The sequence below is a fragment of the Rahnella contaminans genome, from assembly GCF_011065485.1.
GTDB classification, from domain to species: domain Bacteria; phylum Pseudomonadota; class Gammaproteobacteria; order Enterobacterales; family Enterobacteriaceae; genus Rahnella; species Rahnella contaminans.
The window spans coordinates 1,133,520-1,145,983 of the sequence record NZ_JAADJS010000002.1; the positions used below are offsets into that span (position 1 = coordinate 1,133,520).

Annotated in this window: 8 protein-coding genes; 7 read left to right on the forward strand and 1 reads right to left on the reverse strand. The window is 56.6% G+C overall.

Features of this window, described 5'->3' with window-relative positions; all coding sequences use genetic code 11:
• Positions 1–4 precede the first annotated feature (4 nt).
• The 3 genes from GW579_RS14490 to GW579_RS14500 are packed head-to-tail and all read left to right on the forward strand — an operon-like array spanning position 5 to position 4,580.
• On the forward strand, positions 5–2,794 hold the full coding sequence (locus tag GW579_RS14490) for a xanthine dehydrogenase family protein molybdopterin-binding subunit (RefSeq protein WP_165059634.1): 2,790 nt from the start codon (positions 5–7) through the stop codon (positions 2,792–2,794).
• Complete coding sequence (locus GW579_RS14495; RefSeq protein ID WP_152325617.1) at positions 2,791–3,339, forward strand: (2Fe-2S)-binding protein; 549 nt, start codon at positions 2,791–2,793, stop codon at positions 3,337–3,339. Before GW579_RS14490 ends, GW579_RS14495 begins: the two co-directional genes overlap by 4 nt.
• The gene (locus tag GW579_RS14500; RefSeq protein WP_165059636.1) at positions 3,339–4,580 is read left to right on the forward strand and encodes a cytochrome c; all 1,242 of its coding nucleotides are present in this window, start codon (positions 3,339–3,341) and stop codon (positions 4,578–4,580) included. Before GW579_RS14495 ends, GW579_RS14500 begins: the two co-directional genes overlap by 1 nt.
• Positions 4,581–4,653: 73 nt before the next feature.
• Here the strand turns inward: GW579_RS14500 and mfd are convergent, their stop codons facing one another.
• A complete protein-coding gene (gene mfd, locus GW579_RS14505) occupies positions 4,654–8,097 on the reverse strand; it encodes a transcription-repair coupling factor (RefSeq protein ID WP_165059638.1) in 3,444 nt (1,147 codons plus the stop codon).
• 239 nt (positions 8,098–8,336) lie between these two features.
• On the opposite strand from mfd, the gene lolC reads away from it, so the two are divergent.
• From lolC to cobB, 4 genes are read left to right on the forward strand one after another with little or no spacing between them, the layout of a single operon-like run.
• A complete protein-coding gene (lolC, locus tag GW579_RS14510) occupies positions 8,337–9,539 on the forward strand; it encodes a lipoprotein-releasing ABC transporter permease subunit LolC (protein ID WP_165059640.1) in 1,203 nt (400 codons plus the stop codon).
• Positions 9,532–10,236 carry a lipoprotein-releasing ABC transporter ATP-binding protein LolD gene (gene lolD / locus GW579_RS14515; RefSeq protein ID WP_152325621.1) on the forward strand — a complete coding sequence of 235 codons (705 nt, stop codon included), beginning with the start codon at positions 9,532–9,534 and terminating at the stop codon, positions 10,234–10,236. Before lolC ends, lolD begins: the two co-directional genes overlap by 8 nt.
• Entirely contained in the window at positions 10,236–11,486 is a 1,251-nt protein-coding gene (gene lolE / locus GW579_RS14520; protein WP_152325622.1) for a lipoprotein-releasing ABC transporter permease subunit LolE, read from the forward strand. The genes lolD and lolE overlap by 1 nt, the downstream gene beginning before the upstream one ends.
• Positions 11,487–11,537: 51 nt before the next feature.
• The gene (cobB, locus tag GW579_RS14525; protein ID WP_152325623.1) at positions 11,538–12,365 is read left to right on the forward strand and encodes a Sir2 family NAD+-dependent deacetylase; all 828 of its coding nucleotides are present in this window, start codon (positions 11,538–11,540) and stop codon (positions 12,363–12,365) included.
• The last annotated feature ends 99 nt before the right edge of the window (positions 12,366–12,464 follow it).

Here is a 12,464-nt window from a genome sequence, read left to right on the forward strand (position 1 = left end):
ATTTATGAGCAATTTCAACCCGTCCAGGCGGCGCTTTGTCAAAGGCGCTGTGATCGCTGGCGTCTCTGTTTATCTCGCCCCGTTACACAGCAAGGCCTACGCCGCGCTGTTTGAAGAGAAAATTCTCCAGTCACCACAATGGGATGCGCAAAACAAACGCGTCCGTTTCCGTATCGATGGCAAAGCGAAGGTTATGGGGCAGAAAGTCTTTGCCCGCGATATCCGCGCCAAAGACATGCCGCACTGGCCGCAAAAACAGGCCCATGCTTTTATCCTGCGCGTAACGCAGGCTGACCGTGTTTATTCCGGGCTGGATTTATCGCTGCTCGGCGACGATTTACAGCCGGATCAGCTGGTCACTGCCGACGTGCTGGCGCGCGACGGTCTGGCTTTCCCGGCATTCTATGGCGAAGACATGTTGCTGCCGGCAGGCAAAACGCCAGCCTATCTTGGACAAGCGGTCGCCATCCTGGTCTATCAGGATTTTGCCAAATTCCGTTTTGCTAAAAATGCACTGAAATTTAAAGACGGTGTGTTGCGTTACGGTGAAACCACCGGGCCGCTGGAACGCGATCCGTGGGGAACGTTCCGCTTCGTTCGCGTCGGCGGCGAAACCGCCTATGAAGACGATAAGTTCTCCAGCCTGAAAGATATGCCAGTCTTCCCCGTCGGCATGCGCAAACACCTGCCAGTCTGGCCGGAAGGGCGTGAAGGCGGGAAGCTCGATCAGCAGGGCATGTTCTATGCGGGCGAAATGGCGGATGAAATGAAATCGCCACCGCAGGACTGGCTGGTGATGTCACGCCGTTTCACCACGCAATCCGTGGATACTTCCGCGCTTGAGCCGGATAACGCCAACGGCTGGTACGACGCCGCGACGCAAACGTTGCATATGGTGGTGCCAACGCAGTCGCCGCAGGAAGTGGCGGACGAAATGCCGCGCATGATGGCAAAAGGTCACCGCACGGTGAAAACGCTGATCCTGCATCCGTGTTATACCGTCGGTTACGGCTCGAAAGATCACTACAACTTCCCGTATTACGGCGCAGTCGCGGCGATGTACGGCGACGGTTTGCCGGTGCGTCTGGCGAATGACCGCTTCGAACAGTTCCAGTCCGCGCTGAAACGCCATGCGTTTGATATGAATTACGACATCGCCGTGAACCGCGAAACCGGGATGTTGCAGTCTTTCCATGCAGCAATGACCGCAGACGGCGGCGGGCGCAGCAACTTTACGCCGTCGGTGGTGATGGTGGGCGCAACAGCGGCGCAGTCGATTTACTATTTCCCGAAAAGTGATCTATCCGCGGTCGGGCTGGCCTCGCGCGCGCTCGACGCCGGATCTGCACGCGGTTACGGCACGCTGCAAAGTATGGCTGCTACCGAAATGATGATGGATGAGCTGGCCGCTGAACTGAAGCTGGATCCGATTGCGTTTCGCATGCGCAACGTCCTGAAATCGGGCATGAAAAACACACAAGGTGCCATTCCTGCCGGCGCAATCCGTGCGGATGAAGTGCTGGAAAAAGCCGCCGTTCACCCGTTATGGACAGAGCGTAAGAAGCGCAAAGCCGAATATGAAAGCCAGAATCCGGGCAAACGCTATGGCGTCGGTTTTGGGTGTGTGCAGAAAGACTTCGGCACCGGTGCGGAAACCTCTTTCGCCCGCGTGGAGCTCAGTGAAAAAGGCGAAATCAGCCTGTGGCACAGCGGCGCAGAAATGGGTACGGGAATGTCCACGTCCCAGTCCGTTTTGTGCGCCGAATGGCTGGGAAAACCGGCTGAACAGGCGCATTTCTCAGTGACAGACTGGTCAGTGCTGCCGGTGGAAACCAGCGGCGACCCGTACATTATGTCGCAGGAAGAGCAGGACAAACTGCAAACCAATCCCCGCTGGTCACCATCTTACTGCTCGCCATCGAGCGCCAGTAACTCGGCTTATTACTTCTCTCACAGCACCCGCGAAGCGGCGCGCCTGATCTTCGACAACGGAATCTGGCCGGCGGCGATGGCTATCTGGCAAACCGGCATCGGTGGCGGACAGGCTGCCCCTTATGTTGTGCGCAAAGAAGATGCCCGCTGGGTGGAAGGCGGTCTGACCGCCAACGGCATGCAGATTCTCAGCCTCGAAATGCTGGCAAAAAAAGTCTACGAAATGAAAGGCATGACCGGCGCAGCGGTTCACGTCTTCAACCGCTGGCAGTGGGCAGAAGCTGATTTCACGCTGAACAACGTGCGTCAGCGCATTCCGGTGGATGGCATGTCTGTGCGCCACGGTGCGGATCCATTCCAGACTCTGGCGCGTGACGCGGTGTATTACCCGCCAACACAGCGCAATAACGCGTCGGTGACCTATTACAGCGCAGTCGGCACGCTGGCCGAAATCTCGGTGGAAATCGCGACCGGTAAAGTTGAGTTGCTGACGCACCATTCGATTATGGAATGCGGCAATCTTATCGTCCCTGAGCTGGTTTCCGGCCAGTTGCAGGGCGGGCTGGCGATGGGCATCGGCCACGCATTGCACGAGTATTTGCCACTGTATGAAGACGGGCCGGGCAACGGAACCTGGAATTTCAACCGCTACCATTTGCCGCGCGCCAGTGATGTGGCGGTCTGGAAACAGACCAGCGACATTCTGCCTGCGCTGTCGGAAACCGATCCGCCGAAAGGCATGGCCGAAGTCGTGATGATCCCGGTCGTCGCCGCGCTGGTAAACGCCATCGCCGATGCCACCGGCCACCGTTTCCGTGATTTGCCCGTCCGTGCTGAAAATATTCGTGAGGTTTTACAATGAGCATCAAAACGCAGCCTTTAGAGCTGACTATCAACAATCAACATTACGGCCCGCTGGACGTTCCCGAAGGTCTGATGATGATCGACTTTCTTCACGAATATGTGGCGCTGACCGGTTCCCGCCTTGGCTGCGGGCAGGGGATTTGTCATGCCTGTGTGGCGATTGTCGATCATGAAAGCGGCACCAGCGAAGAAGTGCGCACCTGTATTACCGGCGCACATTTCTTTAACGGCAAAAAAGTGCGAACCGTCGAAGGCCACGCCAAAACCGATGACAAAGGCGAAGTCCAGCTGTCTCCGGTTCAGCAGGCGTTTCTGGAACATTACAGCTTCCAGTGCGGTTACTGCACGCCGGGTTTTGTGAATGCGGCAACGCTGCTGCTTGAGCGTCTGGAAAAAAATCCAATTGCGCTGAATGAACTGGAAGGCGCGATTGAAGCGGCGCTGGAAAATCACATCTGCCGCTGTACCGGTTACGTGCGGTATTACGAAGCGGTGCGTGATGTTGTGATGAAAACCCCAGGCCTGATCCGGGAGCACGCGTGATGAAGAAACGTCTTTTTCTCCTGCTGCTGGCGGTAATTATCATCGTCGTGGCGGTGCTCTGGTGGCGAGAAAACCGCACGCCGGACGAGCCGGTTCAAAAGGTCACGGCGGATACCACACAGATCGAACGTGGCCGTTATCTGGTTCAGGCATCCGACTGCGCCGCGTGCCATACCGCATCCGGCGGCGCACCGCTGGCGGGCGGTTATCCGCTGGAAACGCCATTCGGCAAAATCTTTGGCAGCAATCTGACGCCGTCTGCTGACGACGGTATTGGCCGCTGGACGTCGGAGGATTTCTATCTGGCGCTGACCCAGGGCGTTGCGCCGGGCGGACGTCATCTGTATCCGGCGATGCCTTACACGTCATACAAAGGCGTGACCCGCAAAGATTCTGACGATATGTATGCGTTTCTGATGACGCGTCCGGCGGTGAATCAGCCGGTGCCGGAAAACGAAATGCCGTTCCCGTTCAACCAGCGTATGGCGATGATTGGCTGGAACCTGTTGTTCCGCACCGCCGATCCGATCCCCGCCAGTTCGCAGGGAAATTCTGCTGACTGGCAGCGGGGTCAGTACCTGACGGATGTGCTCGGCCACTGCGGCGAATGCCATACACCACGCGGCGTGCTGGGACAGATGCATACCGATAACAACCTGAAAGGCGGAACGCTGGGGCGGATCACTGCGCCGGACATTTCGCCGCAGGCGCTGACGCAGCGCGGCTGGAACCCGGCAGATCTCAGCCGTTTCCTCGCGACCGGCATTGCACCGCAGGGATCGGCGTTTGATGAAATGCACAAAGTTATTGATCTCAGTACCCGTCATCTGACCGAAGCCGATCACCGTGCGATCGTCACGTATTTGCTGGGCGACAAACCGCCAGCGGCCGTGCCGGTGAGCATCGGGCAGGGCGGTAATGACGCCGGTCGCATCACTTATCTGGATCAGTGTTCCGGATGTCATATGGCGGACGGGTCCGGCAAACCGCACGTTGCGGTGGCGATGCAGAACAACGCCACCCTGCGCCAGCCGGATGGCCGTAATCTGATTGTCTCAGTGCTGGATGGTTTACCGGCGCAGGGCTTTCCGGCCGGAGATAGCATGCAGCCGATGCCGGGCTTTGCGGAGCGCCTGAACGACGCGCAGATTGCCGAAATGGTGAATTACCTGCGTGTGACATTCGGCGGTTTGCCGGGCGATATCACGCCCGAGCAGGTGAAAGCGCTGCGTAAACCGTAGCGCGCTGATAAAGCATAAAAAAAGCCCGGTGAATGAGATATTCACCGGGCTTTTTATTTTATGACGATAGCCGTCAGATTAGATGTTCTGCAAACTCCCCGAGCATGTCGCCGACAAACTTCAGGCGTTTTGGCCGGTCGGTGAGATCGAGCGTAAACTTCAGTTTGGTCGGGCCATCAAGGCGGTAAACCTGCGGCTGTTTTTGCAGCAGCCCAATCAGGAAGCCCGGATCCACGCGGTTTTTATCGCCAAATTCAATGAATCCGCCACGTTCATTGCCTTCAATACGCTTGATGCCCAGCGTTTTCGCGTTCAGGCGCAGCACGGCAATCTGCAACAAATTACGCGCACCGTCCGGCAGCGTGCCGAACCGGTCAATCAGCTCGACGCGCAGTTCATCCAGCTCGCCTTCAGTTTTAGCACTGGCGATACGCTTGTAGAGTGACAGACGCGTATTGACGTCAGGAATGAAGTCCTCCGGCAACAGCGCAGGCATGCGCATTTCAACTTCGGTCTGGCTGGTGGTCAGATCTTCCAGCGACGGCTCGCGGCCTTCTTTCAGCGCTTCGACGGCGTTTTCCAGAAGTTCCATATACAGCGAGAAACCGATGCTGGTCATCTGGCCGCTCTGGCCTTCGCCGAGCAGTTCACCGGCCCCGCGGATTTCAAGGTCGTGTGTTGCCAGCGCAAAACCGGCACCCAGATCTTCGAGCGACGCGATGGCTTCCAGACGTTTGTGCGCATCCGTTGACATCTCTTTCGGCGGCGGCGTTAGCAGATAAGCATACGCCTGATGATGCGAACGTCCGACGCGGCCACGCAGCTGATGCAACTGCGCCAGCCCGAAGTGATCCGCGCGTTCAATAATAATGGTGTTCGCCGTCGGAATATCGATACCGGTTTCAATGATGGTGGTACACACCAGCACGTTGAAACGCTGATGGTGGAAATCATTCATCACGCGTTCGAGGTCGCGTTCGCGCATCTGGCCGTGGCCGATGGCAATACGTGCTTCCGGCACCAGCTCCGCCAGACGCTGCGTGGCTTTCTCGATATTTTCGACATCGTTGAATAAGTAGTAAACCTGCCCGCCGCGCAGGATTTCACGCAGAATGGCCTCGCGAACCACCAGGCTGTCGTACTCACGCACGAACGTTTTGACGGCCATACGTCGCGCCGGTGGCGTGGCAATAATCGACAAATCGCGCATCCCGCTCATCGCCATATTCAGCGTGCGCGGAATTGGCGTGGCGGTGAGGGTGAGAATATCGACGTCCGCACGCATCGCTTTGATGCGTTCTTTATGACGCACGCCGAAGCGGTGTTCTTCATCGACAATCAGCAGGCCGAGGTCTTTCCAGCGCAAATCACTTTGCAGCAATTTATGCGTTCCGATAATGATATCGACCTTGCCTTCGACTGCATCTTCCAGCACCGCGTTTTGCTCTTTGGCGCTGCGGAAACGGGACATCATTTCAATGCGCACCGGCCAGCTGGCGAAACGGTCGCGGAAGTTATCGAAATGCTGTTGCGCCAGCAGCGTGGTGGGTACAAGAACCGCGACCTGTTTATTGTTGGAGACTGCGAGAAACGCCGCGCGCATCGCCACTTCGGTTTTGCCAAAGCCGACGTCGCCGCACACCAGACGATCCATCGCCAGCGGCTGCGTCATGTCGGTGAGAACGGCGTTGATGGCCTGCGCCTGATCCGGCGTGGTTTCAAACGGGAATGCCTGGCAGAACAACTGGTACTGCTCTTTATCATGCTTAAAGGCAAAACCGGCTTTCGCTTCGCGCTGGGCGTAGATATCCAGCAGTTCGGCGGCCACGTCGCGCACTTTCTCAGCGGCTTTCTGACGGGCTTTCGACCAGGCTTCACCGCCCAGTTTATGCAGCGGCGCACTTTCATCCGCGCCTCCGGCATAACGGCTGATCAGATGCAGGGATGACACCGGCACGTAAAGTTTGTCTTCACCGGCGTAGGTCAGTATCAGGTATTCAGCGGTAATCCCGCCTGTTTCCAGCGTGGTCAGGCCAAGGTAACGGCCTACGCCGTGCTCAACGTGAACCACCGGCTGACCGGGGCGCAGCTCTGCAAGATTGCGGATCAGCGTATCGGTGTTAATCGAGCGGCGGGTGTCCTGACGACGACGCGCCACACGCTCACCGAGCAAATCACTTTCACAAATCAGCGCCAGCTGTTTATCCGCATCAAGAAAACCACGTTCACACGCACCGATCATGATGTAGCGACCGGCCGTTTCGGCTTCTTCAATACGGGTAATCAAAGCGGGCATCAGTTTAATGCGCGCCAGCAAATCTTGCAGCGTTTCGCGGCGGCCTTCACTTTCCACCGAGAACACCAGGCTGCCCGCGAAAGATTCATTGAACCGGCGCAGGTTATCCATCGGCGCTTTATTTTGCGGCTGAACGGATAAATCCGGCAGTTTTTCGTAGCTCAGGTTGGTGTTGGCGGCTTTCTTGGGAAGTGAATCTGTACGCAGCTGAACGCGAGGCCAGGCTTTCAGTTCGGCGTGCAGCGAGTCGACGCGCAACCAGAGATTTTCCGGTTCGAGCAGCGGACGCATCGGATCCACGCGGCGGCTTTCATAACGCTGACAGGCATCCTGCCAGAAACGCTCGGCTGCGGCTTCCAGATCGCCGGTATTGAGCACCAGCGTGTTTTCCGGCAAATAGCTGAAGAGCGTGGTCAGCGGCTGGCTGAAAAACAGTGGCTGCCAGTATTCGATACCGGCGGGGAAGGTGCCTTTGCTGACCTGCTGGTAAACGTGCTCGGCATCGCGGCGCACTTCGAATTTCTCGCGCCACTGGCTGCGGAACAGTTCGATGGCGTTTTTATCGGTCGGAAATTCGTGCGCAGGCAGCAGATTGATGTGGTCCACTTCGGTCAGCGTACGCTGGGTATCCACGTCAAAAATACGCAGGCTGTCGATTTCATCGTCGAAGAAATCGATGCGGTACGGCTCTTCGCTGCCCATCGGGTATAGGTCGAGCAGGGCGCCACGGGTGGCAAACTCACCGTGTTCCATCACCTGATCGACGCTGCGGTAACCCGCCTGTTCCAGCTGTGAGCGCAGTTTGTCGCGCGAAAGCTGCTGGCCTTTTTTCATCACCAGCGCATGGCCGTGCAGGAACTCATGCGGGCAGACGCGCTGCATCAGCGTATTCACCGGCAGAATGATAATGCCGCGTTCCATCGTTGGAAGCTGATACAAACTGGAAAGACGCGACGAAATGATTTCCTGATGCGGTGAAAAACTGTCGTAAGGCAGCGTTTCCCAGTCCGAAATACTCAGGACTTTATGATCGGTAAATTGTTGAATTTCATCGCGCAGGCGCAGGGCATTTTGCATATCCGGCGCAATCAGCAGGATCGGGCCCGTGTGGCGTTCACTGATTTGGGCGCATTCAAGCGCGCAGGCGGAGCCGGTAAGCTGCCCTAACTGGCGGGTATCGCCCGGGCGTTCAGGCAGCGAATAACGATAATCTTGAGACATAGGCTGTTTTGCGTTCTCGTTTTTGGCGGCTGTCGGAGGCCAATTAGCAGACCGTATCTTGCTTTGCAGGGGTAACCGGGGTCAACCCGTTGTCTGTATAAAATGGTCAACGGCGTCACAAACTTAAACCGATTACTTTGGGTTAGTGGTTCCATAAAGCGGTGCTAGCCTTTATTATCCTTGATCACTTTAGTCTGCGCCATGCACTTATTTGCGGCCAAGCACTTAAAACGGAAGTCATGTATCAACCTGTCGCGTTATTTATAGGCCTGCGCTACATGCGCGGGCGTGCTTCGGACCGCTTTGGGCGGTTTGTCTCCTGGTTATCCACCATTGGCATCACTCTCGGGGTGATGGCGCTGGTAACCGTCTTGTCAGTGATGAACGGTTTTGAGAAGGATCTGGAAGGTAACATTCTGGGTCTGATGCCTCAGGCGCTGATCACGGCACCGAACGGTTCAGTCGACCCGCAGAAAATCACCCACGATCAGGTTTCCGCGCTGAAAAGCGTGAACCGCGCCGTGCCGCTGACCACCGGTGATGTGGTGCTGCAAAGCCCCGGCAGCGTGGCAGTGGGCGTCATGCTCGGCGTCGATCCTGACCAGAAAGATCCGCTGGCGAAATACCTGATTGGCGTCGCCCAGCAGGAACTGCAACCGGGCAAATACAACATCATCCTCGGTGACCAGCTGGCACAACAGCTTAAAGTCCGTCGGGGCGATCAGTTGCGTCTGATGGTGACCAGCGTCAGCCAGTTCACACCGGTCGGGCGTGTGCCAAGCCAGCGCCTGTTTACTGTGATCGGAACTTTTTCCGCCAACAGCGAAGTCGATGGTTACCAGATGCTGGTCAATATTCAGGACGCATCGCGCCTGATGTTATACCCGAAAGGTAACGTCACAGGCTGGCGTTTATTCCTCGATAAACCGCTGGACGTCGATACCCTGAGCCAGCAAAAACTGCCGGACGGTGCCAGCTGGAAAGACTGGCGCGAGCGCCGCGGCGAGCTGTTCCAGGCCGTGCGCATGGAAAAAAATATGATGGGCCTGCTGCTCAGCCTGATTGTTGCCGTTGCCGCGTTTAACATTATTACGTCGCTGGGTTTGCTGGTGATGGAGAAACAGGCCGAAGTGGCGATTTTACAAACGCAGGGCCTGAGCCGCCGCCAGATTATGGCGCTGTTTATGGTGCAGGGCGCGAGTGCCGGTGTGATTGGCGCACTGCTCGGTGCCTTGCTCGGCGTGCTGCTCGCCACGCAGCTCAACTCGATTATGCCAGCCCTCGGTCTGATGCTGGATGGCGGTTCGCTGCCGGTCGATATTGAACCGGTTCAGGTGGTGGTCATCGCGATTGTTGCGATGGCTATCGCTTTATTGTCAACGCTTTACCCTTCCTGGCGCGCTGCTGCCACCCACCCCGCAGAGGCTTTACGTTATGAGTAATTCTTTATTATTGCAGTGTGACAACCTCTGTAAGACTTATCAGGAAGGCAAAATGCACACCGATGTATTGCGTGACGTGAGTTTCGCGATGCAACCGGGTGAGATGATGGCGATTGTCGGGACGTCCGGTTCCGGCAAAAGTACGTTGCTGCATTTGCTGGGTGGCCTGGATTCCCCGACGTCTGGCGAAGTAATTTTTAAAGGCAAGTCGCTGAACGCGATGTCCTCTTCGGCGAAATCAGAACTGCGCAATCGTGAACTGGGCTTCATTTATCAGTTTCACCATTTGCTGCCGGATTTCACCGCGCTGGAAAACGTGGCGATGCCGCTGCTGATCGGCAAAAAGAAATCTGCTGAAGTGCAGGAACGCGCGATGGCGATGCTGGAAGCCGTGGGTTTACAACATCGCAGCAATCACCGTCCTTCTGAGCTTTCCGGCGGCGAACGTCAGCGTGTGGCGATTGCCCGCGCATTGGTCAATAATCCTTCTCTGGTGCTGGCGGATGAACCGACCGGTAACCTGGATCAGCGCAACGCCGACAGTATTTTTGAACTGCTGGGTGAGCTGAATGTGCGTCAGGGCACGGCATTTCTGGTAGTGACGCATGATTTGCATCTGGCGAACCGTCTGACACGTCAGCTGGAAATGCGTGACGGCAAGCTGCAGCAGGATTCGATGTTGCTGGGAGCGAAGTAATGTCAGGCATTCCATTTTCTTTACTGATTGGCCTGCGGTTCAGCCGTGGCCGTCGTCGCAGCGGCATGGTTTCACTGATTTCAGTGATTTCAACGTTGGGTATCGCGCTGGGCGTGGCCGTGCTGATCGTCGGGCTGAGTGCGATGAACGGCTTTGAGCGCGAGCTGAAAGAGCGTGTGCTGGCCGTCGTGCCGCACGGTGAAATCCGTCCGGTGAATCAGCCGTTTAACGACTGGCAGGGCGTGCTCGACCGTGTTGAAAAAGTGCCGGGAATTGTGGCCGCTGCGCCGTACATTCAGTTCAACGGACTGATTGAACACGGTGCCAAACTGCGTGCAATCCAGCTGAAAGGCGTGGATCCGCAGAGCGAACCGCGTGTCAGCGCCGCGCCGAAATTTGTGCAGAATAACGCCTGGCAAAACTTTAAAGCCGGGCAGCAACAGCTGATCCTCGGCAAGGGCGTGGCGGACGCGGTAGGGGTAAAACAGGGTGACTGGGTGACCGTGATGATCCCTAACAGTGACCCTGAAATGAAACTGTTGCAGCCAAAACGCATCCGTTTACAGGTCGCCGGGATATTACAACTCAGCGGACAGCTTGATCACAGTCTCGGCATGGTGCCGCTGGCCGATGCGCAGCAATATCAGGATATGGGAACCAGCGTAACGGGCATTGATATCAAAGTGAATGATGTCTTTGCCGCACAAAAACTGGTGCACGACGCCGGTGAAGTCACCCACGCTTACGTCTACATTAGTAGCTGGATTGGTACTTACGGCTACATGTACCGCGATATCCAGATGGTCCGCGCCATTATGTACATGGCGATGGTACTGGTGATCGGCGTGGCCTGCTTCAACATCGTGTCGACGCTGGTGATGGCGGTAAAAGATAAAAGCAGCGATATTGCGATTTTGCGCACACTGGGCGCGAAAGATGGGCTTATCCGCGCTGTCTTCATCTGGTACGGTTTACTGGCGGGGCTGGTCGGCAGCGTCGCGGGCGTGGTAATTGGTGTGATTGCGTCGTTCCAGCTCACCAATATCGTCAACGGTTTGCAGAAACTTACCGGCCATCAGTTCCTGTCCGGGGACATTTATTTCATCGACTTCCTGCCTTCTGAAGTTCACTGGCTGGACGTCGGCGGCGTACTGTTAACCGCGCTGGTGCTGAGTTTGCTGGCGAGCTGGTATCCGGCACGCCGCGCCAGCCGTATTGATCCCGCCCGCGTACTCAGCGGCGGCCAGTAACCATGGTTTACGCAACACAATCTTTCAGACACAGAGAGTAAGGAGCACTTTATGCGCACACGTCATCGTCTGTGTCGGTTTCGCAAAAACAAACGTATCCGGCATCAGCGTTTCCGGTCGAATATTTTCCACCGTGATTCAATGGCGGCAGCTTCACTGAAAAAGCCGTTTGTGGTGGTGCTGACCGGTGCCGGGATTTCCGCTGAATCGGGGATCCGCACTTTCCGCGCCGCCGATGGTTTGTGGGAAGAACACCGCGTGGAAGATGTGGCTACGCCGGAAGGGTATCGCCGTGATCCGGAACTGGTGCAGCGTTTTTATAATGAACGCCGCCGCCAGTTGCAGTCGGAAGATCTCAAACCGAACGCCGCGCACTATGCGCTGGCGACGCTGGAAGAAGCGCTCGGCGATAACTTCCTGCTGGTGACACAGAATATCGACAACCTGCATGAACGCGCAGGCAGCTCCCGCGTGATCCACATGCATGGCGAATTGCTGAAAGTGCGCTGTACGCAGTCAGGGCAGATTCTGGACTGGCCGGGCGATTTAACCGTCGATGACCGGTGCCATTGCTGCCAGTTTCCTGCGCCGCTGCGTCCGCACATTGTCTGGTTTGGCGAAATGCCGCTGGGCATGGACGAAATTTATGACGCGCTGGCGAAAGCTGATTTCTTTGTGGCTATCGGCACGTCCGGGCATGTTTATCCGGCTGCCGGATTTGTACATGAAGCACGGATTGGCGGTGCCTGTGCCGTTGAGCTGAATCTGGAACCGAGCCAGGTTGAAAGTGAATTCGACATGAAGCATTACGGGCTGGCAAGTGAAGTGGTGCCCGAATTTGTGCATAAATTCCTGACCAAAAAAGATGAAGCCTGGTAATAAACCCGCCAGACCTGACGTTGCAGCCGAACTGGCGATGCCTGTTTCCCGTATTCATCGGGAGTTCATCGCCAGTTGCAACACCGGTAACTTAAGCGT